Below are 21,475 nucleotides of genomic sequence, written 5' to 3' on the forward strand. Positions count from 1 at the left end.
CGACTCAAATCAGACGAGGCTCTTGGTGTGCCAGACGGTCTTGACCTCGGTGAAGGCGCCGATGCGCTCCGGAGACGCGGTGACCGCGCCGGGAGTCAGCACGCGCTTGAGCGTCTCGGCGGCGGCGATCTGCATGTCGATCCACTCGAGATCGCCGGCACCGGCCAGATCGAGCGCATTGACGTCCTGGTGCGAGGCGAGCCAGGGCGCCATCTCGGCGGGAGACCCGGTGAGCACGTTGACGACGCCCCCGGGCACATCGCTCGTGGCGAGCACCTCAGCGAGGCTGATGGCCGACAGCGGGAACCGCTCGCTCGCGATCACGACGACCGTGTTGCCTGCGACGAGCGCAGGAGCCACGACCGAGACAAGACCGAGCAGCGCGGAGTCCTGCGGTGCGACGATCGCGACCACGCCGGTCGGCTCCGGCACCGAGATGTTGAAGTACGGACCCGAGACCGGGTTCGCGTTGCCCGCGACCTGCGCGTACTTGTCGCACCAGCCGGCGTACCAGACCCAGAGGTCGATCGCCTCGTCGACCTGCGCGGCGGCGGCGGACGTGGAGACGCCCTCCTGCGCGGCGATCTCGTCGATGAACTGCGCGCGGCGACCCTCGAGGACCTCGGCGACCCGGTACAGCACCTGCCCGCGGTTGTATGCGGTGGCGCCGGACCACCCCTTCACGGCGGCACGTGCGGCCACGACGGCGTCCCGTGCGTCCTTGCGCGAGCCCTGGGCGGCGTTCGCGAGGAATGCCCCCTTCGCCGACAGCACCTCGTAGGTGCGGCCGGACTCGCTGCGCGGGAAGGCGCCGCCGATCGCCAGCTTGTAAGTCTTCGGAACGGTCAATCGCTTGCTCATGCGGAGGCCCCCTTCAGGTATGCGGTGAGACCCTGACGTCCGCCTTCACGGCCGTATCCGGACTCCTTGTAGCCGCCGAACGGACTCGACGGGTCGAATCGGTTGAACGTGTTCGCCCAGATGACACCGGCACGCAGACGGTCGGCGACCGCGAGGATGCGCGAGCCCTTGTCCGACCAGATGCCGGCGGAGAGGCCGTACGGCGTGTTGTTCGCCTTGGCGATCGCCTCGGCCGGCGTACGGAACGTCAGCACCGACAGGACGGGCCCGAAGACCTCGTCGCGGGCGATGCGATGCGACGCCTCGACACCGGTGAAGATCGTCGGAGCGAACCAGAACCCCTTGTCGGGGATCGCGCAGTCCGCGGTCCAGCGCTCTGCGCCCTCGGCCTCGCCGATGTCGCTCAGCTCACGGATGCGGGCGAGCTGTGCCGCCGAGTTGATCGCGCCGATGTCGGTGTTCTTGTCGAGCGGGTCGCCGAGGCGCAGCGTCGACAGGCGGCTCTTCAGGCGATCGATGACCTCGTCATGGATCGACTCCTGCACGAGCAGTCGGCTTCCGGCGCAGCACACATGCCCCTGATTGAAGAAGATGCCGTTCACGATGCCCTCGACGGCCTGGTCGATCGGCGCGTCATCGAACACGATGTTGGCGGCCTTGCCGCCGAGCTCGAGCGTGACCTTCTTGTCGGTCCCCGCGACGGCCCGTGCGATGTCGCGGCCGACACCGGTCGAACCCGTGAAGGCGACCTTGTCGACGTCGGGGTGACGCACGAGCGTGGCCCCCGTGGAACCGGCACCCGTGATGATGTTGACGACACCGGCCGGCAGATCCGCCTGCTGCAGGATCTCTGCGAAGATCAGCGCCGTCAGCGGCGTGGTCTCCGCAGGCTTGAGCACCACGGTGTTGCCTGCCGCCAGAGCAGGAGCGAGCTTCCACGCGAGCATCAGCAGCGGGAAGTTCCAGGGGATGATCTGCCCGGCCACGCCGAGCGCACGCGGGTTGGCGCCGAGTCCGGCGTAGTCGAGCTTGTCAGCCCACCCCGCGTAGTAGAAGAACCAGGAGGCGACGAGAGGCACGTCGACATCGCGGCTCTCCTTGATCGGCTTCCCGTTGTCGAGGCTCTCGGCGACCGCGAGCTCGCGAGCCCGCTCCTGCACGAGACGTGCGATGCGGAAGAGGTACTTGCCGCGATCGCGGCCGCTCATCTTCGACCAGGTCTTCTCGTAGGCGCGACGCGCGGCGGCGACCGCCCGGTCGACGTCCGCGTCGCTCGCCGAGGCGATCTCGGCGATGTGGCTCTCGTCAGCCGGCGAGATCGTCGCGAAGCTCGAGCCCGATCCGTCGACGAACTCGCCGTCGATGAACAGTCCGTAGCTGTCCTTGAGGTTGAGTACTGCTTTCGACTCCGGTGCCGGAGCGTATTCCAGGAATGACATATGCGGGCTCCTAGTCGATCGTGACGTAGTCGGGGCCGGAGTAGTGGCCGGTGGTGAGCTTCTGGCGCTGCAACAGCACGTCGTTCAGCAGGCTCGAGGCACCGAAGCGGAACAGGTGCGGCTGGAGCCATTCCTCCCCCACGGTCTCGGCGACCGTCACGAGGTACTTCACCGCATCCTTCGACGCGCGGATCCCGCCGGCGGGCTTGACGCCGATGCGCTCTCCCGTACCCCGGTGCCAGTCGCGCACCGTTTCGAGCATGAGCAGCGTCGTCGGCAGCGTCGCCGCCGGCTGCACCTTCCCGGTGGAGGTCTTGATGAAGTCGCCCCCGGCGAGGATGCCGAGCCACGATGCGCGCTTGATGTTGTCGTAGGTGTTGAGCTCGCCGGTCTCGAGGATCACCTTGAGCGAGGCGTATGAACCGTCGGCACGACGGCATGCCTCTTTCACCTGGGCGATCTGGTCGTACACGAGTCCGTATCGGCCCGAGAGGAACGCTCCTCGGTCGATGACCATGTCGATCTCGTCGGCGCCGGCCGCGACCGCTTCGGCGGTGTCGGCCAGCTTGATGGCCAGCGAAGAACGTCCGCTGGGGAACGCGGTGGCGACCGCGGCGACCGAGATGAGTCCGTCGTCCGGATCGCCGTGCAGAGCTCCGAGCGCCTCGACGGCGTCGCCGACCATGTCGCCGTACACGCAGACGGCGGCGACCCGGGGGCTCGTCGGGTCGGCGGCATCCGGATTCTTCGCCTTGGCGACCAACGAGCGCACCTTGCCCGGGGTGTCGGAGCCTTCGAGGGTGGTGAGGTCGATCAGCTTGATGATCGTGTCGAGTGCCCAGGCCTTCGACGTGGTCTTGATCGAACGCGTGCCGAGTGCGGCCGCGCGCTGCTCCAGGCCGACGGCGTCGACACCCGGGAGTCCGTGCAGGAACCGGCGGAGCGTGGCGTCATCCGGCTCACCGCCGAGAACGTCCACCGCCGATCTGCGGCTGAGTTCTTGGGTCGTCATCGTTCCTCCAACAATGCTCGTGCTGTGGTCTCATCTGTCACCAGAACGCTGCACAGGCCGCTGGTCACGACTGTGCGCGCGATGTCATGCTTGGCGTCACCGGCGGTGACGAAGATCGAGCGCTTCGCGGCGCGCAGGCGCCCGAGGTCGACTCCGACCGTCCGGGCGTCGAGCTGCGGGTCGACGATGTTGCCGTCGGCGTCGATGTACCGCCCGAGGACGTCGCCCACGGCACCACGGCGCGCGAGCTCTTCGACATCGGATGCCGAGAGGTAGCCGTTCTCGACATGCGCGGAGGTCGCATCGCAGGGCCCCGCGGTGAACAGGAACGCCTGCGCTTCGGCCGCTTCGACGAGGACGGCCGCGACGGTGCGGTCGGCTTCGATCGCCTGCTTGGTCTCGACGCGTTCGAGGATCGCCGGGCTCGGCAGGAGGGACACGTGTCCGGATGCACGCTGGGCGATGGTGACGGCGAGGCCCGCGGCTCCGCCCGAACGGCGGTTGAGGCTCACTCCCCCGTTGAGCTGCACGACGGTGACGCCGGTCGCCCATCCTTCGGGCAGCGACTCTGCGACGGCGCGCAACGTACGCCCCCAGCTGACGCCGAGCGTGCGGGGCACCGGCCGCATCGCAGTGAGGTAGTCGGCCGCGGCCTGGGCGACCCGCTCGAGGGTCCCGTCATCGCCGTCCGGGGAGGGAACGACGACGGCAGCCGTGAGGGCATGGCGTTCGACGAGCTGGCGCTCGAGTCCGAGTCGGCGCGCACGCGGGTGCACGATCTCGATGCGGACGATGCCACGCTCTCTGGCCTGTGTGAGAAGGCGCCCCACCTTCCAGCGGGACAGCTTGAGGAGGGCGCCGATCTCGTCCTGCGTCTTGTCCTCGTCGTAGTACAGCTCGGCGACGCGGACCATGATCAGTTCTTCTTCCATGGCATCCTCCTTCCGTCTCCAGCATACGTCCGTAGCACCGTTCGCGCACCTTGATGCTCATATGAGCATTGACGCTTCCAGTGGTCGCACATTCGCCGGAGACGACGAAAGGACGCCGACCCTGAAGGGCCGACGTCCTCTCACCATGGATATGCCATCACATGCGCTTGCGCGAGGTGAGCACCTGGTCGACGATGCCGTAGTCCAGCGCCTCAGCGGCGGACAGGATCTTGTCACGGTCGATGTCGCGGTTGACCTGCTCGACCGACTTGCCCGTGTGACGAGCCATGGTCTCCTCGAGCCAGGTGCGCATGCGCAGGATCTCGGCCGCCTGGATCTCGATGTCGGATGCCTGGCCGTGCCCCGCCTCGCCCATCGCCGGCTGGTGCATGAGCACACGGGCGTTGGGCAGAGCCAGGCGCTTGCCGGGGTGACCGCCTGCGAGCAGCACCGATGCGGCCGAAGCCGCCTGGCCGAGCACCACGGTCTGGATCTGCGGCGCGACGTACTGCATCGTGTCGTAGATCGCCGTCATCGCGGTGAACGAACCACCGGGCGAGTTGATGTACATGGTGATGTCACGCTCGGAGTCCTGGCTCTCGAGAACGAGCAGCTGCGCCATCACGTCGTCGGCCGACGCATCGTCGACCTGGACGCCGAGGAAGATCACTCGATCTTCGAACAGCTTGTTGTAGGGGTCCTGGCGCTTGAAGCCGTATGCCGTGCGCTCCTCGAACTGAGGAAGCACGTAGCGGCTGGAGGGCAGATCGCCGGCAGAGCGGAAGGTGGGTGCGTACATGAGAGTCCTTTCGCTTTCCGTTACTTGATGTCCTGGTCGGTTCCGCCGCCACCGATGACGTCGGTGGCCGAGTCGCGGATGTGATCGACGAAGCCGTACTCGAGCGCCTCGTCGGCGGTGAACCAGCGGTCGCGGTCACCGTCTTCGTTGATCTGCTCGACCGACTTGCCGGTCTGCGCCGCGGTGATCTCGGCGAGGCGGTTCTTCATCGAGGTGATCAGCTGCGCCTGCGTCTGGATGTCGCTCGACGTTCCGCCGAAGCCACCGTGCGGCTGGTGCAGCAGCACGCGGGCGTTGGGCGTGATGTAGCGCTTGCCCTTCGTGCCCGCGGTCAGCAGAAGCTGACCCATCGATGCGGCCATGCCGATTCCGACGGTGACGATGTCGTTCGGGACGAACTGCATCGTGTCGTAGATCGCCATGCCCGCGGTGATCGATCCACCGGGCGAGTTGATGTAGAGGTAGATGTCCTTCTCGGAGTCCTCTGCGGCGAGAAGGAGGATCTTCGCGCAGATCTCGTTCGCATTGTCGTCGCGCACCTCCGATCCCAGCCAGATGATGCGGTCTTTCAACAGTCGGTCGAAGACGCTCGTAGCGAGGAGGGGTTCTGCAGCCATGTCAGCTCCTGATTCCGTGTTTCAGTGATTCGAATCTACCGGCGACAACGCAGCGCTCAGGCCGTGTTCGCCGTCGGCATATCAGGCGTCGAGTTCCGCGATCTCGTGTGCGTACGCGGTCATCGAGCGGTGGTACCGCGGCAGGTGCGGCACGAGTGCGAGGAGAGCGACCGACAGGCCCCGCGCCGGGCGTCCGGAACTCGCCAGGATCAGCGCGTGGACCGTCGCCACGGCATCCCGGTAGGGGCCGTCCGCCGAGAGCTCCTCCTCCGCACGGATGACGGCGAGGGCATCGTCGTACTCGCCCAGATTGCGCAGTGAACTCGCCAGCTGGATCACGCACTGCGGGCGGTGCTCGTCGTCGAGACCCAGTGCGAGCGCACGCAGGTAGAGTTCGACTGCCTCGGCGGGGCGGCCGGCCGAATCACGTGCCCCGGCGCGCTCGAACTCCGCGCGGGCGTCATCGACGCCGCGCTCGGCGGCCAGCGCGTCGATCCGGGCGATCGTCTGGTCTCCGACCTCTTCGCCGGACGCGTCGTCCCACACCTCGTCGATGCGTTCGTCCCAGGTCTTCATGGTCTCCTCGTTCATCTGCTCTCCCCGCTGACGCGAAAGGGGCGGATGCCGCAGCATCCGCCCCTCATGAGATCGTGTCCGATCACTCCGCCTTGTCGGCAGCCTTCTTGGCCGGAGCCTTCTTGGCTGCGGGCTTCTTCGCGACGGGCTTCTCAGCGGCCTCCGCGTCGTCGGCCTTCTTCGCGGGCGCCTTCTTCGCAGCGGGCTTCTTCGCGGCCGGCTTCTCAGCGGCGTCGGCGTCGTCGGCCTTCTTCGCGGCAGCCTTCTTCGCGGGAGCCTTCTTGGCCGGCTTCTCGTCGGCAGCCGTCTCGGACTCGGCCTCGTCGTCGGTCACGACGAAGTCGGACAGATCGACGGGCTTGCCGTTCGTGTCGACGACCTTGACCTTGCCCAGGGCGATCGCGAGGGCCTTGTTGCGGGCGACCTCTCCGACGAGCGCCGGAAGCTGGTTCGACGACTGCAGAGCCTCGACGAACTCCTGGGGAGCCATGCCGTACTGCGAGGCGGACTGGATGAGGTACTGCGAGAGCTCCTCCTGCGAGACCTGCACGTCAGCCTGCTCGGCGATCGTGTCGAGCAGAACCTGCGTGCGGAACTGCTTCTCGCTGGCCTCGGTGACCTCGGCGCGGTGAACGTCGTCCTCGAGGCGGTTCTCACCCTCGAGGTGGTTGTGCACCTCGTCCTCGATGAGCTTCGGCGGCACGGGGATCTCGATCTGCTCGAGCAGCGTCTCGACGAGCTTGTCGCGAGCCGCGGAACCCTGAGTGAAGACGCCCTGCTGCGAGACGCGCTCGGCGAGGCTCGCGCGGAGCTCGGCGATCGTGTCGAACTCGCTCGCGATCTGCGCGAAGTCGTCATCGGCCTCGGGGAGCTCGCGCTCCTTGACCGCCTTGACGGTGACGGAGACCTCAGCCTCGGACCCGGCGTGGTCGCCGCCCACGAGCGCAGAGCGGAACGTGGTGTCCTCACCGGCGGTGAGGGATTCGATCGCGTCGTCGATGCCCTCGAGCAGCTCACCCGAGCCGACCTCGTAGGAGACGCCCTCGGCGCGGTCGATCTCCGCACCGTCGATCGTGGCGACCAGGTCGAGCTCGACGAAGTCGCCCTTCGCGGCGGGACGGTCGACGGGAACGAGCGTTCCGAAGCGCGCGCGCAGGTTCTCGAGCTCTGCGTCGAGCGCGGCGTCGTCGGCCTCGACGGCGTCGACCGTCAGGGTGATGCCGTCGAATGCCGGGACCTCGATCTCGGGACGCACGTCCACCTCGATGTCGACCAGGAGGTCGCCCGAGAAGTCCTTCTCGTTCGGCCACTGGGTGATGTCGGCGGCCGGACGTCCGACGACGCGGAGCTTGTGCTCGACGGTCGCGTCGCGGAAGAACTTGTCGAGGCCCTCGTTGACCGCGTGCTCGATGACCGCGCCACGACCGATGCGCTGATCGATGATCGGAGCGGGGACCTTGCCCTTGCGGAAGCCGGGGATCTGGACGTCCTGAGCGATGTGCTCGTAGGCGTGCGCGATGCTGGGCTTGAGGTCGTCAGGGGTGACCGTGATGCTGAGCTTGACCCGGGTCGGGGTCAGCTTCTCGACGGTGCTGTTCGCCATTCTGGTGTGCTCTCCTTGTGATTTCCGCGCTGAATCGCGGCTGTCAGGCCGTTGAAGCCATGTCGGGGCGACAGGAGTTGAACCTGCGACCTCCCGCTCCCAAAGCGGGCGCTCTACCAAACTGAGCTACGCCCCGGGGAATCCGCATGCAGATTCAGCCCCACCGAGTCTAACGGACACGAGCACCTCCGTCAGTCCGCTATGATCGATGAGTCGGCACAGTCCTCCCGGATGCAGCTGACAACGGGGCTGTAGCTTAGTGGTAAAGCCTCTGTCTTCCAAACAGATGATGCGAGTTCGATTCTCGTCAGCCCCTCCACTCGAGAAAGGCCCCCGCGATGCGGGGGCCTTTCTCGTCCCCGGGGGTTCTCGCACCGGACGGCTCACTGATTAGAGTCATCATGAGCCGGTTCCCCACGGAGGTCCCCCGCATGACTGCATCCGTCGACGTGGCCACCTCCCCCGCCGGAGGCCACGCACTCCCCCCGCACTTCGCCAGCACCGACGGCGCAGCACCGAATCGCCGAGGACGGCGCATCGGGTTCATGCTGGGCGCTGCGGGAGTCCTGGTCGCGGCGGCCGTCGGCGTGCTCCAGGTCACCGCCAACCTCGGATACGACGGAGCACGCGCCGAGTTCGACGCAGCAGCGGCCTCGGCTCGCGACAGCGCGACGACGGTCCAGCAGGAGCTCGACACGCTCACGTCCGTCATCGATGTCGCTGATCTGCTGAAGACGGCCGATACCGGCGTTCTCACCGGGCCCTCCGCGAGGGACGCGCTCACGACGGCGTCGACGGATGCCGAAGAAGCCGCCGGCCCGGCGGAGGAACTGCTCACCGAACCGCTGCCTTCGGCGGATTCCAAGCCGTCGGCGTTCTGGGAGCTCTTCGCAGCATCCGATCAGCTCGCCGTCGACGCCGGCGACCTGGACGAGCTGGCTGCCGACCTCGACGCGGCGACACCTGCGATGACCGCCGCCAGTGCCGAAGTGACCGAGGCCGGCGTGGCCCTCCTGCGCTCGGCGGCCGACGCAGCCCCGGCTTTCGAGTCGGCACACCTCTCGGCCAAGAACGACGCCGTCATCGCCCTGCGCGATGCGGCGTCGCGAGTACCCGACACCATGCTCCTCGATGTGACGGCGGTCGAATCACTGGTGTCCATGCAGGACGCCGCAGGACAGGTCGTGGCGACCGAACAGGCCGAACTCGCCGACAAGTCGGGACCGCTGCAGGGCGATCGCCTCGAGATCGAGGCGTTCGCCCGGTCGCTCGCACCCGGGGTGCTGCTCGAGTTCGACTGGAACCAGATCGTCAACAACGCCGGTTCCAACGGCAGCATGGGAGGCCTCACGACCTGGTGGTGGGACGATCCCGACCGCGCCGTCATCGAGCTGTCGAACTCGGTCGCCGAGCAGTGGCCGGCAGACCGGAGCAAGGCTCTGATCGCCCACGAGGTCGGCCACGCGATCAGCGTGAAGTGCGAGGACATGTACGACTCGTCGACGCAGGACAGCATCGAGAAGTGGGCCACGGCGTGGGCGATCAGCATGGGCTTCACCGACGATGCCAACGGCGTCTGGGCGTACGGCTACCCGCCTCAGTCCTACATCGACGCCGCGTACGGGTGCCGGTGAGCATGTCCGGCTGGTACGAGAGAAGCCGCCGCGATCGGATCGCGGCGGCTTCTGTCAGGAGATCAGATCGAGGTCACTGACCCCGACGCTCACGCAGCTGGGTGAGCGCATCTTCGAGAAGCTGGACGGCTTCTGCGTCGGTGCGACGCTCCTTCACATACGCGAGATGCGTCTTGTAGGGCTCCGGCTTCGCGAGGGCAGGCGGGTTGGCCTTGTCGCGACCCGCCGGAAGACCGGACTGCGGGTGGTCGATCGTCTCGGGGATCTCCTCTTCAGGGAGCCCCGCGGCGAAGTAGCGGACCGTCTCGTTGCCGAGACCGTCCCAGTACGAGACCGCGATGCGGTCGGCGTGGTAGCCGTGGTCCTGCTCGCCCATGGGGCCGGAACCCACTCGGGTCCCTCGGATCGCGTTGCCGCCGGTAGCCATCAGATCACCTCGAACTTCGTGATGAGACCGAGCGCCACGATCGACACGAACCACGCCAGAGCGAGGATGACCGTGAAGCGATTGAGATTGCGCTCAGCGAGACCCGACGAGCCGACAGCTGACGTCATGCCTCCACCGAACATGTCGGAGAGGCCGCCACCGCGACCCTTGTGGAGGAGGATGAGGAGAGTCAGCAGGACGCTGGTTATGCCCAGCACCACCTGCAGGACGAACTCGAGAATTTCCACGAGGAAGAGCCTTTCGCTGGGGCAGGATTGCCCCGGTAACGGTCAAGTATACGGTGCGGCGGGGCCGGAGCCCCGCCACACTCACACGCCGACGTGCTTCTCGAAGCGGATGATCGCCGCGAACTCGTCGACCACGAGGCTCGCGCCTCCGACGAGTGCGCCATCGACATCAGGCTCGCGCATGAAGCTGGCGATGTTGGCCGCCTTGACCGATCCGCCGTACAGGATCCGGGTGCGCGCCGCAGCGTCGTCACCGAGAACCTTGGCGATCACCGTGCGCAGCGCAGCGCAGACATCCTGCGCCTGCTGCGGCGTCGCTGCCTGCCCGGAGCCGATGGCCCAGACCGGCTCGTACGCCACGACGATGTCCGCATCCTTCGACAGACCCTGGAGAGCGGCCTCGAGCTGCCCCGCGGGCACTGCGCTGGCCCCGAACTTCTCGAGGTCCTCAGCCGTCTCCCCGACGCAGATGACGGGCGACAGACCGTGCTTCAACGCGGCCTTCGTCTTGGCCGCGACGACGTCATCGGACTCCGCGTGGTATTCACGGCGCTCCGAGTGACCGATGATCACGTACTTCGCATCGAGCTTCGCCAGGAAGGCTCCCGAGATCTCCCCGGTGTAGGCGCCGGAGTCGTGAGCCGAGAGGTCCTGCGCGCCGAGGGCGAACGGGATCTTGTCGGCGTCGATGAGCGTCTGCACGCTGCGGATGTCGGTGAAGGGCGGGAAGACCGCAACCTCGACCGAGCCGTCCTCGTGCTTGGCGTCCTTGAGCGTCCAGTGCAGCTTCTGCACGAAGGCGACCGCCTGCAGGTGGTCGAGATTCATCTTCCAGTTTCCCGCGATCAGCGGGGTACGGGTGTTCACACCCATCCGAGCACCTCCAGGCCGGGTAGTTTCTTGCCCTCGAGGAACTCGAGGCTTGCGCCGCCGCCGGTCGAGATGTGACCGAACTGGTCGTCGGTGAAGCCGAGCTGACGCACGGCCGCGGCCGAGTCTCCGCCGCCTACGACGCCGAGGCCGTCGACCTCGGTGAGCGCCTGCGCAACGGCCTTGGTGCCGCCGGCGAAGGCCGGGAACTCGAACACGCCCATCGGGCCGTTCCAGAACACCGTCTTCGACCCACGGATGACCTCCGCGAACCGCGCAGCCGTCTCCGGGCCGATGTCCAGGCCGATGCCGGAGGAGCCGAACGCGGTGCTCTCGATGGCGTCGGCGGCCGTGACCTCGTGCTCCGCATCAGCGGAGAACGAGGATGCGACGACGACATCGGTCGGGAGCACCAGCTCCACACCGCGCTTCTCGGCCTCGGCGATATAGCCGCGGACCGTCTCGAGCTGGTCCTCTTCGAGGAGGCTGGACGCCACCGCGTGGCCCTGCGCCTTCAGGAAGGTGAACAGCATGCCGCCGCCCACGAGGATGCGATCCACGCGCGGCAGCAGGTGCGAGATGACTCCGAGCTTGTCGCTGACCTTCGACCCGCCGAGGACGACCGCGTACGGGCGCTCGGGGTTCTCGGTGAGACGGTCGAGCACGTCCAGCTCGGCTGCGATGAGTAGACCGGCGGCCGACGGCAGCAGCTCGGCGAGGTCGTAGACGCTCGCCTGCTTGCGGTGCACGACACCGAAGCCGTCGGAGACGAGGACGTCTCCGAGCTCTGCCAGCTGAGCCGCGAAGGCGCCGCGCTCGGCGTCGTCCTTCGAGGTCTCCCCCGGGTTGAACCGCAGGTTCTCGATGACGACGATGCCGCCGTCCTCGAGCGAGGCCACGGCCTCCTGCGCCGACTCGCCGACGGTGTCGCGAGCGAACGCCACCGGCTTGCCGAGCAGCTCGGACAGCCGCTGGGCGACCGGCGCGAGACTGTACTGCGGGTCGGGCGCACCGTCGGGGCGGCCGAGGTGCGAGCACACGATGACGCGGGCGCCCGCGTTGATCAGTGCGTTGAGGGTAGGCAACGAGGCGCGGACACGGCCATCGTCCGTGATGATCCCATCCCGCAGGGGGACGTTGAGATCACAACGGACGATGACGCGCTTGCCCTCGAGCGAACCCAGTGAATCCAGGGTGCGCAGAGTCATGGGAGATGTCTCAGAGACGCTCTGCCACGTACTCGGTCAGGTCGACGAGACGGTTGGAGTAGCCCCACTCGTTGTCGTACCAGCTGGAGACCTTGACCAGGTTGCCGCTGACGTTGGTCAGCGTGGCGTCGAAGATCGACGAGTGCGGGTTGTGCACGATGTCGCTCGACACGATCTGGTCTTCGTTGTACTGCAGGAAACCGGCGAGGCGTCCGTCGGCAGCAGCCTTCTTGTACGCCTCGTTGACCTCTTCGACCGTGAGGTTCTCGCGGTCGGTGATCAGCGTGAGGTCGACGATCGAGCCGGTGGGAACCGGAACGCGGTACGACGAGCCGCTCAGCTTGCCCTGGAGCTCGGGCAGAACCTCGCCGATCGCCTTCGCGGCACCGGTCGACGCCGGGGTGATGTTGATCGCTGCGGCGCGTGCACGACGCAGGTCGCTGTGCGGACCGTCCTGCAGGTTCTGGTCTGCCGTGTAGGCGTGAGCCGTCATCATGAAGCCACGGTCGATGCCGAAGGCGTCGTTGAAGACCTGTGCCAGCGGGGCGAGGCAGTTGGTCGTGCAGGAGGCGTTGGAGATGATGTGATCCGTCTCCGGGTTGTACGTGTCCTCGTTCACGCCCATGACGAACGTGCCGTCGACGCCGGTGCCGGGAGCCGAGATGAGGACCTTCTTGGCCCCTGCCTCGATGTGCTTCTTGGCCAGCTCGGCCTTGGTGAAGAAGCCGGTCGACTCGATGACGATGTCGACGCCCAGCTCGCCCCACGGGAGGCCGGCGGGGTCGCGCTCGGCGAACGCCTTGATGGCCTTGCCGTTGACCGTGATGCTCTCGTCGTCGTAGCTGATGTCAGCATCGAGGACGCCGCCCACGGAGTCGTACTTCAGAAGGTGGGCAAGGGTCTTGTTGTCGGTGAGGTCGTTGACAGCGACGATCTCGATGTCCGCTCCCTGCGCGAGAGCCGCGCGGAAGTAGTTGCGTCCGATACGGCCGAAGCCGTTGATACCGATCTTGACAGACACTCAGGTCTCCCTGTTTCTCGTGCGCTGTGCGCAGCAATCGTGCGTGCGCGGTGCGCGGGGGTTTTTGGCTGAGATGGCGTCCCGACGAGACTTGGCCCGTCGGGACGCGACCCGATTACGACAGTACCAGCAGGCCGTTCGTCTTCTCGCGGGCGACCTCGAAGCGCTGGGCGACGTTCTCCCAGTTGGCGATGTTCCACGCGGCCTTCACGTAGTCGGCCTTGACGTTGAGGTAGTCGAGGTAGAAGGCGTGCTCCCACATGTCGAGCTGGAACAGCGGCACGGTGCCCTGTGCCGTGTTCGACTGCTGGTCGAACAGCTGCTGGATGATCAGGCGCTGGCCGATCGAGTCCCAGCTGAGGACGGACCATCCGGAGCCCTGGATTCCGAGGGCGTTCGCGGTGAAGTGCGCCTGGAACTTCTCGAAGGAACCGAAGAACTCGTCGATGGCTGCCTTGAGCTCGCCCTCGGGCTGTCCGCCGCCGGTCGGCGAGAGGTTGGTCCAGAAGATGGAGTGGTTGACGTGACCGCCGAGGTTGAACGCGAGGTCCTTCTCGAGCTTGTTCACGTTCGCCAGGTTGCCGCTGTCGCGCGCCTCGGCGAGCTGCTCGAGGGCGGTGTTGGCGCCGGCGACGTAGGTCGCATGGTGCTTGTCATGGTGCAGCTCCATGATCTTGCCGCTGATGTGCGGCTCGAGGGCTGCGAAGTCGTAGGGAAGGTCGGGGAGCGTGTAGGTCGCCATGTCGCTTTCATCCAATCCGCGCCGCGCCGCGGCGCTTGCCGATCCTCTGCGCCGCCGATGTGCGACGTAGAGCGGACGTAACTCATCCTAGTGACGACAACGCGTCGCCGACCCTGATCCTTCCCCCATATGACGAAGCGAGGCGACCCCTTGACAGGGATCGCCTCGCTGATGTCGTTCGCTGTGGTCAGACGTCGAGACCCGCGGGCACGGCTGCTTCCGTTCCCGGGATGCCCTCCTGCTGGGCACGCTTATCCGCCATCGCCAGAAGACGGCGGATGCGGCCGGCGACGGCGTCCTTGGTCATGGGCGGATCGGCGTGGTGACCCAGCTCGTCGAGGCTCGCGTCGCGGTGCGCGAGACGCAGCTCGCCCGCGACCTTGAGGTGGTCGGGCACCTCGTCGGCGAGGATCTCCAGAGCCCGCTCGACGCGCGCGCAGGCGGCGACGGCGGCCTGCGCGGAGCGACGGAGGTTGGCATCGTCGAAGTTGACGAGACGGTTGACGCCCGCACGCACCTCGCGACGCTGGCGCATCTCCTCCCAGGCGACCGCGGTCTTCTGAGCACCCATCTCGCTGAGGATGGTGCGGATCGCCTCGCCCTCACGCACGACGACGCGCGGCATGCCTCGCACCTCGCGCGCCTTGGCGGCGACACCCAGGCGATGCGCCGCGCCCACGAGTGCCATGGCGGCCTCGGATGACGGGCAGGCGACCTCGAGCATGGCCGATCGGCCGGGTTCGCTCAGCGTTCCCGCGGCGAGGAACGCACCCCGCCACAGACCGGCCACTTCAGCGCGAGAGCCAGTGGTGAGACGGTTGGGGAGTCCGCGGACCGGACGCCGACGCTGGTCGAGCAGACCGGTCTGGCGTGCGAGGGTCTCCCCCGAGGCGATGACCCGGACAGCCCATCGCGCGCCGTCATTCGCCGTGCTCGACTGCACCTGTGCTATCTCCGGTCGGACCCCGTAGATCTCGGCAAGGTCGCGCGCGACACGCTGCGCGAGGATCTCGGCATCCACCTCCGCCTCGACGGCGACCCGCCCGGCGATGGAGTGCAGTCCGCCGGCGAACCGGAGGATCGAGGTGACCTCCGCGACACGCACCGTCGGGGGTGCATTACGGATGCTGACCAGCTCAGCCTTGACGTCGGTCGTTAGTGCCACGACACTCCTCTACGCTCACGCGCCGGATCGCGGCGCAAACCTCCAGCCTACTCTGACGGAGGCTCTTGCTATTCCCTGCCGAGGTCCCGGTGGCGCACGTTGACGGCCACTCCCGGCACGGAGGCGAGCCGACGGGCCAGCTCCTCCGCCATGGCCACGGAGCGGTGCTTTCCGCCGGTGCAGCCGATCGCGACGGTCGAATGGCTCTTGTTCTCGCGCTGATACCCCTCGAGCACCGGAGTGAGTGCCGCCGAATACGAATCGAGGAACTCGGCGGCGCCCTCGCGTGACAGCACGTAGTCCCTGACGGACTCGTCCTGACCGGTCAGGCCCCGCAGCTCTTCGTTCCAGAACGGGTTCGGGAGGAAGCGCATGTCCGCGACCAGGTCGACGTCGGTCGGGAGACCGTACTTGAAACCGAAGCTCATGAGCGTCACACGATGCCTCGCTGCGCCCGCTTCCGAGAAAAGGTCGGAGACCTGGGTGGCGAGCTGATGGATGTTGAGTGCGGAGGTGTCGACCACGAGATCGGCCGATTCGCGGATCGGCGCCAGTCGCTGGCGCTCGACGCGGATGCCGTCGAGCAGAGTGCCGTCCCCCTGCAGCGGGTGGGGTCGGCGAACCGCCTCGAACCGACGCACGAGCACATCGTCCGACGCGTCCAGGAACAGCACGCGGACGGAACCACGCGATCTCAGCGCCCTCGCGACGCCCGGGAAGTCGTCGAAGAGGTTGCGCCCGCGAACGTCGACCACCGCTGCGACCTTCGGCAGAGCGTCACCGCCCATGTCCGTGAGGTCGAGCAGCGGTCGGAGGATCTGCGGCGGCAGGTTGTCGACCACGTACCAGCCGAGGTCCTCGAGTGCGTTGGCTACCGTCGTGCGCCCTGCGCCCGACATGCCCGTGACGATGAGGAACTCGCCTTTGTCCCCGTCAGTCATGGTTACTCCTTCTCCCCCGCTGGCTCCAGCCTAGCGAGTGGAGAGATGCGTATGGATGTTCTGTGCGAGGACAGGACCGATCCCCTGCACCTCCTGGATCGCCTCCAGAGGCGCGGAGCGCAGCGCGGTGACGGAGCCGAAGTGCTTCAGGAGGACCTTGATCCTCGAGGAGCCGAGGCCTGGCACCTCGGCCAGGATCGACGTGATGTCGTTCTTGCGTCGTTTGCGCTGGTGCGTGATCGCGAACCGGTGGGCCTCGTCTCTCAGCCGCTGCAGCAGGTAGAGCGACTCGCTGGTGCGCGGCAGGATCACCGGGAAGTCCTCCCCCGGGAGCCAGATCTCCTCGAGCCGTTTGGCGATGCCGCACACGGCGATCTCGGTGTGCCCGGCGTCTCGCAGTGCACGTGCCGCCGCTTCGACCTGGGGCTGTCCGCCGTCGACCAGCAGCAGCTGAGGCGGATAGGCGAAGCGCGGTTTGCGCTTGACCTCCACGACGACGTCCTCGGACTCGTCTCCCGCCTCCACGGGGACCGCTGCGGATGCGGGCTCATCGATCTCTTCCGGACGATCGAGGTAGGCGAGTCGACGACGCAGCACCTGGTACATCGAGTCCGTATCGTCGGTGGTCTCGGCGATGTTGAACGACCGGTACTGGTCTTTGCGGGGAAGTCCGTCTTCGAAGACCACCATCGAGGCGACGACGTTCGTGCCACCGAGGTGCGAGATGTCGAAGCACTCGATGCGAAGCGGCGCCTCCGACATCCCCAACGCCTCCTGCAGATCGGTCAGAGCCTGGGTTCGTGCGACGTAGTCGCTCGTACGACGGGTCTTGTACCTGATCAGGGCCTGCTGCGCGTTGAGGGTCGCCGTGCGCATGAGATCAGCGCGTTGCCCCCGTTGGGCGATGGCGATCTCGACCTTCTTGCCTCGCCGCTCGCGCAGCCAGACCTCGAGCTCGGCCGCGTCGTCGGGAAGGGTCGGCACGATGATCCGCCGGGGCACATCCTGCGCATCGCCGTACGCGCGCTGCAGCACCTGGTCGACGAGATCGGCTGTCGAGATGTCGATCTCCTTCTCGATCGTCATCGCGCGAACACCGCGGACGCGCCCGCCGCGGATCACGAAGTGCTGCACGGCGGCAGCCAGCTCGTCTTCCGCGATGCCGAAGAGGTCGGCATCCTCGTCGGTCGCGAGCACGAGCGCGCTCTTGCCGAGCACGGCCTCGATCGCGGTGAGCTTGTCACGGTATCTGGCGGCGGCCTCGTAATCCATCGCGGCCGACGCCGCCAGCATCCGCTTGGTCAGCTCTCGGGTGAAGCGCTCATCGCCGCCCGCCATGAAGGCGACGAAGTCATCGACCATGGCACGGTGCTCCTCGATCGTCACCGTCATCGAGCACGGCCCGCCGCACTTGCCGATCTGCCCGGGAAAGCACGGCCGGCCGGTCTGCATCGCGCGTTTGTAGCTGGAGTCGCTGCAGGTGCGGATCGGGAATGCCTTGACCATCAGGTCGATCGTCTCGTGCACCGCCCAGACCTTGGGATAAGGACCGAAGTATCGGGCACCGGGAATCTTGCGGTTCCTGGTCACGATCACGCGCGGCGCCTCATCACCCAGGGTCACGGCCATGAACGGGTAGGACTTGTCGTCCTTGTAGCGGACGTTGAAGGGCGGATCGAACTCCTTGATCCACATGTACTCCAGCTGAAGCGAGTCCACGTCCGTCGAGACGACGGTCCACTCGACGGACGACGCCGTGGTGACCATCCGCCGCGTGCGTTCGTGGAGCGTGCGCAGCGGAGCGAAGTAGTTCGACAGTCGCTGGCGCAGGTTCTTGGCCTTGCCGACGTACAGCACGCGTCCATCAGCATCGCGGAAGCGGTACACGCCGGGGTTGGTAGGGATCTCACCAGCCCGCGGCTTGTACGGCAGGACGTCGGCCATCAGCTGGCCTTCCGCGCAGAGCGCCCCTCACCCAGGATCTCGGCGAGGAACTGACCCGTGTGGCTGTCCTCGACTCGCGCGATCTGCTCGGGCGTGCCGGTCGCCAGGATCTCGCCGCCGCCCGAGCCGCCCTCGGGCCCGAGATCGATCACCCAGTCCGCGGACTTGATCACATCGAGGTTGTGCTCAATGACGATCACCGTGTTGCCCTTGTCGACGAGTCCGTTCAGGACCTCGAGGAGCTTGCGCACGTCTTCGAAGTGCAGACCGGTGGTCGGCTCGTCGAGGACGTAGATGCTGCGACCGTTGCTGCGCCGCTGGAGCTCGGTGGCCAACTTGACGCGCTGCGCCTCGCCGCCGGAGAGAGTCGTCGCCGACTGACCGAGGCGCACATACCCGAGCCCGACGTCGACGAGGGTCTTCATGTAGCGGTGGATCGCCTGAATGGGCTCGAAGAACTCGGCCGCTTCCGCGATCGGCATCTCGAGGACCTCGGCGATGTTCTTGCCCTTGTAGTGCACCGACAGCGTGTCGCGGTTGTAGCGCTTGCCGTGGCAGACCTCGCAGTCGACGTACACGTCGGGCAGGAAGTTCATCTCGATCTTGATCGTGCCGTCGCCCGAGCACGCCTCGCAGCGACCGCCCTTGACGTTGAAGCTGAATCGCCCTGGCTGATAGCCACGGACCTTCGCCTCGGGGGTCTCGCTGAACAGCGAGCGGATGCGGTCGAACACGCCGGTGTAGGTGGCCGGGTTGGACCGCGGCGTGCGGCCGATCGGTGCCTGATCGACGTGCACGACCTTGTCGAGGTTGTCGAGCCCTGACACACGCGTGTGCTTTCCGGGAACCGTGCGGGCGCCGTTGAGCCGCGAGGCCAGCACCTGGTACAGGATGTCGTTGACGAGCGACGACTTGCCCGAACCCGACACGCCGGTCACCGCCGTGAGAACACCCAGCGGGAAGTTCACGCTGACGTTCTTGAGGTTGTTCTCGCGGGCGCCGACCACGCTCAGCATGCGTTTCTTGTCGAGCTTGCGACGCTTCGCCGGAGTGGGGATCTCGCGCGCACCCGAGAGGTATTCGCCCGTCATCGAGTTCGGCTCGTTCAACAGAGCCGAATACGGACCGGAATGCACGACCTCTCCACCGTTCACGCCGGCACCCGGTCCGATGTCGACGACCCAGTCAGCGGCTTCGATCGTCTCTTCGTCGTGCTCGACGACGATGAGCGTGTTCCCGAGGTCGCGAAGTTTCAGAAGGGTGTCGATCAAACGACGGTTGTCACGCTGGTGCAGACCGATCGACGGCTCGTCGAGGACGTAGAGGACGCCGGTGAGCCCGGAGCCGATCTGCGTCGCCAGCCGGATGCGCTGCGCTTCTCCACCGGAGAGCGACCCGGCGGACCGGCTGAGGTTGAGGTAGGAGAGCCCGACCTGCAGGAGGAAGTCGAGTCGCAGGCGGATCTCACGCAGCACCTGAGCCGCGATCTTCGCCTCACGATCGGTGAGGGTGAGGGTCTCCATGAACGAGCGCGCGTCGGCAAGGCTCAGGTGCGACACCTCGGCGATCGAATGCCCGTGCACCTGCACCGCGAGCACCTCGGGCTTGAGTCGGTTGCCGTCGCACACCGGGCAGGGGACCTCGCGGAGGTACTCGCCCCAGCGCGAGCGCTGCGTGTCGGACTCGGCCTGGGCGTACTGCCGCTCGATGTACGGCACGACGCCTTCGAACCCCGATGCATAGCGCATCTCGCGCCCATAGCGGTTCTTGAACTTGACGGTGACCTTGTAGTTGTCGCCGCGCAGGATCGCGTCCTGAACGTCGACGCGCAGATCCTGCCACGGGGTGTCGAGAGAGAAGTTGAGGTCGTCGGCCAATCCCTCGAGCAGCCGCTCGTAGTACTGGAAGAGTCCCTTGCCCTGAGTGGTCCACGGGATGATCGCGCCCTCGCGGATGGAGAGCTCCTCGTCGCCGAGCATCAGGTCGATGTCGACGGACATGCGGGTGCCGAGACCCGAGCAGGCCGGACAGGCACCGAAGGGCGCGTTGAACGAGAACGTGCGTGGTTCGATCTCGGTGAGGGTGAGCGCGTGGCCGTTCGGGCAGGCGAGCTTCTCGGAGAAGGACTGCCACGCGTCGTCGCCCTCTGCGTCGACGTAGTTGATCTGCACCACGCCGCCGGCGAGCCCGAGCGCGGTCTCGACCGAGTCCGTGACTCGGCCGAGGATGTCGTCTGCCGCGACGAGGCGGTCGACGACGACGGCGATGTCATGCTTGTAGCTCTTCTTGAGCGTGGGCGGCTCGGCGAGCTGGATGAGGTCGCCGTCGACGATCGCGCGCGAATAGCCCTTGGCCCCCAGCTCGCGGAACAGGTCGACGAACTCGCCCTTCTTCTGCGAGACGATGGGCGCGACGATCTGGTAGCGGGTGCGCTCGGGCAGCTCCATGAGCTGGTCGGCGATCTGCTGGACGGTCTGACGTTGGATGCGCGCACCGCACTCGGGGCAGTGCGGAATCCCGATCCGCGCCCACAGCAGACGCATGTAATCGTAGATCTCGGTGATGGTTCCGACCGTGGACCGCGGGTTGCGGTTGGTCGACTTCTGGTCGATCGACACCGCAGGGCTGAGGCCCTCGATGAAGTCGACGTCCGGTCGGTCGACCTGACCGAGGAACTGACGCGCGTAGGCGCTCAGCGACTCGACGTAGCGACGCTGTCCTTCAGCGAAGATCGTGTCGAAGGCCAGACTGGACTTTCCCGATCCGGACAGGCCGGTGAACACGACGAGGGAGTCGCGTGGGATGTCGATGTCGACGTTCTTGAGATTGTGTACGCGGGCACCGCGGACACTGAGTTTTCCTGGGGTTGCAACCGGGACGATAGGCACTGATCAAGTCTACGAGTGGCCACCGACATTGGCTCCGTGAGGGCTCACAGGGAAGCGATCAGTGCTCTCGAGTGCCGCGGTTCGCCCGCGTGAGCAGGGTCGCGACGAGTGCGACCACGGCTCCGGCCCCGGCGACAGCGGCCCAGGGCACTGTCGGCAGCGACGCGGGGGTGTCGATGCGCATGACCACCATGACGGCCACGGTGATCGGCTGGGCGATCACCTGCACGACGATCAGCCTCACCAGGCTCGGACGGAGGGCGGTCACGATCACGCGGGAGCCGGCCGGGATCACGAGGGAGAGCGACATGAGGACATGGATCACCTGCACCGCGAGCACAGCGATCATCGCGCGCCCGACGTCGGGCTCCGAGATCAGCATCCCGATCACGAGGCATCCGATCGACCCCCAGGCCGCGAAAGTCTGCGGAAGAGCGGCGGCGATGATCGCCAGGACGACTGCCGCCACCTGCCATCCGAGCAACGGGCACAGCATCGCAGCACCCGCGGCGACGGCGACGACGAGCGCGCCCCTCACGACGAGTCCC

Annotated in this window: 20 protein-coding genes and 2 tRNA genes; 2 read left to right on the forward strand and 20 right to left on the reverse strand. The window is 66.8% G+C overall.

What is annotated here, in order from left to right; all coding sequences use genetic code 11:
• Positions 1-9: 9 nt before the first annotated feature.
• From AKG07_RS05755 to AKG07_RS05795, 9 genes are all read right to left on the reverse strand, one after another.
• On the reverse strand, positions 10-861 hold the full coding sequence (locus tag AKG07_RS05755; RefSeq protein WP_053096636.1) for an aldehyde dehydrogenase family protein: 852 nt from the start codon (positions 859-861) through the stop codon (positions 10-12).
• The gene (locus AKG07_RS05760; RefSeq protein WP_053096638.1) at positions 858-2,300 is read right to left on the reverse strand and encodes an aldehyde dehydrogenase family protein; all 1,443 of its coding nucleotides are present in this window, start codon (positions 2,298-2,300) and stop codon (positions 858-860) included. The genes AKG07_RS05755 and AKG07_RS05760 overlap by 4 nt, the downstream gene beginning before the upstream one ends.
• A gap of 10 nt (positions 2,301-2,310) precedes the next feature.
• Positions 2,311-3,312 (reverse strand): deoxyribose-phosphate aldolase, encoded by a 1,002-nt coding sequence (deoC, locus tag AKG07_RS05765; RefSeq protein WP_053096640.1) that lies wholly within the window; start codon positions 3,310-3,312, stop codon positions 2,311-2,313.
• Positions 3,309-4,244, reverse strand: a complete 936-nt coding sequence (locus AKG07_RS05770) for a sugar-binding transcriptional regulator (protein WP_053096642.1) — start codon at positions 4,242-4,244, stop codon at positions 3,309-3,311. Before AKG07_RS05770 ends, deoC begins: the two co-directional genes overlap by 4 nt.
• Positions 4,245-4,401: 157 nt before the next feature.
• Entirely contained in the window at positions 4,402-5,043 is a 642-nt protein-coding gene (locus AKG07_RS05775) for an ATP-dependent Clp protease proteolytic subunit (protein WP_042540774.1), read from the reverse strand.
• 20 nt (positions 5,044-5,063) lie between these two features.
• Positions 5,064-5,660 (reverse strand): ATP-dependent Clp protease proteolytic subunit, encoded by a 597-nt coding sequence (locus tag AKG07_RS05780; protein WP_053096644.1) that lies wholly within the window; start codon positions 5,658-5,660, stop codon positions 5,064-5,066.
• Between the two features lie 81 nt (positions 5,661-5,741).
• Positions 5,742-6,251, reverse strand: a complete 510-nt coding sequence (locus tag AKG07_RS05785; protein WP_308418037.1) for a tetratricopeptide repeat protein — start codon at positions 6,249-6,251, stop codon at positions 5,742-5,744.
• Between the two features lie 67 nt (positions 6,252-6,318).
• Positions 6,319-7,839 (reverse strand): trigger factor, encoded by a 1,521-nt coding sequence (gene tig, locus AKG07_RS05790; protein WP_053096648.1) that lies wholly within the window; start codon positions 7,837-7,839, stop codon positions 6,319-6,321.
• Between the two features lie 62 nt (positions 7,840-7,901).
• Positions 7,902-7,975: transfer RNA gene (locus tag AKG07_RS05795), tRNA-Pro, on the reverse strand.
• 109 nt (positions 7,976-8,084) lie between these two features.
• Between AKG07_RS05795 and AKG07_RS05800 the strand changes: the two genes are divergently transcribed.
• Together AKG07_RS05800 and AKG07_RS05805 are read left to right on the forward strand one after the other, a co-directional pair.
• Positions 8,085-8,158, forward strand: a tRNA-Gly gene (locus AKG07_RS05800).
• Positions 8,159-8,270: 112 nt separating this feature from the next.
• Positions 8,271-9,473, forward strand: a complete 1,203-nt coding sequence (locus AKG07_RS05805; RefSeq protein ID WP_053096650.1) for a hypothetical protein — start codon at positions 8,271-8,273, stop codon at positions 9,471-9,473.
• A 73-nt stretch (positions 9,474-9,546) separates the two neighbouring features.
• On the opposite strand, the gene AKG07_RS05810 is transcribed toward AKG07_RS05805, so the two are convergent.
• The 11 genes from AKG07_RS05810 to AKG07_RS05860 form a co-directional block, all read right to left on the reverse strand.
• Positions 9,547-9,900, reverse strand: a complete 354-nt coding sequence (locus AKG07_RS05810) for an RNA polymerase-binding protein RbpA (RefSeq protein ID WP_042540778.1) — start codon at positions 9,898-9,900, stop codon at positions 9,547-9,549.
• Complete coding sequence (secG, locus tag AKG07_RS05815; RefSeq protein WP_053096652.1) at positions 9,900-10,148, reverse strand: preprotein translocase subunit SecG; 249 nt, start codon at positions 10,146-10,148, stop codon at positions 9,900-9,902. The genes AKG07_RS05810 and secG overlap by 1 nt, the downstream gene beginning before the upstream one ends.
• Before the next feature lie 81 nt (positions 10,149-10,229).
• On the reverse strand, positions 10,230-11,021 hold the full coding sequence (gene tpiA, locus AKG07_RS05820) for a triose-phosphate isomerase (RefSeq protein WP_053096653.1): 792 nt from the start codon (positions 11,019-11,021) through the stop codon (positions 10,230-10,232).
• On the reverse strand, positions 11,012-12,226 hold the full coding sequence (locus AKG07_RS05825) for a phosphoglycerate kinase (RefSeq protein ID WP_053096655.1): 1,215 nt from the start codon (positions 12,224-12,226) through the stop codon (positions 11,012-11,014). The genes tpiA and AKG07_RS05825 overlap by 10 nt, the downstream gene beginning before the upstream one ends.
• A gap of 10 nt (positions 12,227-12,236) precedes the next feature.
• The gene (gene gap, locus AKG07_RS05830) at positions 12,237-13,247 is read right to left on the reverse strand and encodes a type I glyceraldehyde-3-phosphate dehydrogenase (protein ID WP_053096657.1); all 1,011 of its coding nucleotides are present in this window, start codon (positions 13,245-13,247) and stop codon (positions 12,237-12,239) included.
• Between the two features lie 115 nt (positions 13,248-13,362).
• Positions 13,363-13,989: a superoxide dismutase gene (locus AKG07_RS05835; RefSeq protein WP_042540783.1), complete on the reverse strand. Its 627-nt coding sequence runs from the start codon at positions 13,987-13,989 to the stop codon at positions 13,363-13,365.
• Positions 13,990-14,176: 187 nt separating this feature from the next.
• Positions 14,177-15,154, reverse strand: a complete 978-nt coding sequence (gene whiA / locus AKG07_RS05840; protein ID WP_042540784.1) for a DNA-binding protein WhiA — start codon at positions 15,152-15,154, stop codon at positions 14,177-14,179.
• 68 nt (positions 15,155-15,222) lie between these two features.
• On the reverse strand, positions 15,223-16,095 hold the full coding sequence (rapZ, locus tag AKG07_RS05845; RefSeq protein WP_053096659.1) for an RNase adapter RapZ: 873 nt from the start codon (positions 16,093-16,095) through the stop codon (positions 15,223-15,225).
• 30 nt (positions 16,096-16,125) lie between these two features.
• Positions 16,126-18,039 (reverse strand): excinuclease ABC subunit UvrC, encoded by a 1,914-nt coding sequence (uvrC, locus tag AKG07_RS05850; RefSeq protein WP_053096661.1) that lies wholly within the window; start codon positions 18,037-18,039, stop codon positions 16,126-16,128.
• Positions 18,039-20,927 carry an excinuclease ABC subunit UvrA gene (uvrA, locus tag AKG07_RS05855; RefSeq protein ID WP_053096663.1) on the reverse strand — a complete coding sequence of 963 codons (2,889 nt, stop codon included), beginning with the start codon at positions 20,925-20,927 and terminating at the stop codon, positions 18,039-18,041. The genes uvrC and uvrA overlap by 1 nt, the downstream gene beginning before the upstream one ends.
• 58 nt (positions 20,928-20,985) lie before the next feature.
• Positions 20,986-21,465, reverse strand: a complete 480-nt coding sequence (locus tag AKG07_RS05860; RefSeq protein WP_233277335.1) for a hypothetical protein — start codon at positions 21,463-21,465, stop codon at positions 20,986-20,988.
• Positions 21,466-21,475: the final 10 nt, after the last annotated feature.

This window comes from Microbacterium sp. CGR1 (genome assembly GCF_001266755.1).
Lineage (GTDB): Bacteria > Actinomycetota > Actinomycetes > Actinomycetales > Microbacteriaceae > Microbacterium.

Excerpts from the sequence above, each read along its gene's own strand:
- AKG07_RS05755 (WP_053096636.1), bottom strand. The coding sequence starts at position 861 with ATGAGCAAGCGATTGACCGTTCCGAAGACTTACAAGCTGGCGATCGGC.
- AKG07_RS05760 (WP_053096638.1), bottom strand. The coding sequence starts at position 2,300 with ATGTCATTCCTGGAATACGCTCCGGCACCGGAGTCGAAAGCAGTACTC.
- deoC (WP_053096640.1), bottom strand. The coding sequence starts at position 3,312 with ATGACGACCCAAGAACTCAGCCGCAGATCGGCGGTGGACGTTCTCGGC.
- AKG07_RS05770 (WP_053096642.1), bottom strand. The coding sequence starts at position 4,244 with ATGGAAGAAGAACTGATCATGGTCCGCGTCGCCGAGCTGTACTACGAC.
- AKG07_RS05775 (WP_042540774.1), bottom strand. The coding sequence starts at position 5,043 with ATGTACGCACCCACCTTCCGCTCTGCCGGCGATCTGCCCTCCAGCCGC.
- AKG07_RS05780 (WP_053096644.1), bottom strand. The coding sequence starts at position 5,660 with ATGGCTGCAGAACCCCTCCTCGCTACGAGCGTCTTCGACCGACTGTTG.
- AKG07_RS05785 (WP_308418037.1), bottom strand. The coding sequence starts at position 6,251 with ATGAACGAGGAGACCATGAAGACCTGGGACGAACGCATCGACGAGGTG.
- tig (WP_053096648.1), bottom strand. The coding sequence starts at position 7,839 with ATGGCGAACAGCACCGTCGAGAAGCTGACCCCGACCCGGGTCAAGCTC.
- AKG07_RS05805 (WP_053096650.1), top strand. The coding sequence starts at position 8,271 with ATGACTGCATCCGTCGACGTGGCCACCTCCCCCGCCGGAGGCCACGCA.
- AKG07_RS05810 (WP_042540778.1), bottom strand. The coding sequence starts at position 9,900 with ATGGCTACCGGCGGCAACGCGATCCGAGGGACCCGAGTGGGTTCCGGC.
- tpiA (WP_053096653.1), bottom strand. The coding sequence starts at position 11,021 with ATGGGTGTGAACACCCGTACCCCGCTGATCGCGGGAAACTGGAAGATG.
- AKG07_RS05825 (WP_053096655.1), bottom strand. The coding sequence starts at position 12,226 with ATGACTCTGCGCACCCTGGATTCACTGGGTTCGCTCGAGGGCAAGCGC.
- AKG07_RS05835 (WP_042540783.1), bottom strand. The coding sequence starts at position 13,989 with ATGGCGACCTACACGCTCCCCGACCTTCCCTACGACTTCGCAGCCCTC.
- rapZ (WP_053096659.1), bottom strand. The coding sequence starts at position 16,095 with ATGACTGACGGGGACAAAGGCGAGTTCCTCATCGTCACGGGCATGTCG.
- uvrC (WP_053096661.1), bottom strand. The coding sequence starts at position 18,039 with ATGGCCGACGTCCTGCCGTACAAGCCGCGGGCTGGTGAGATCCCTACC.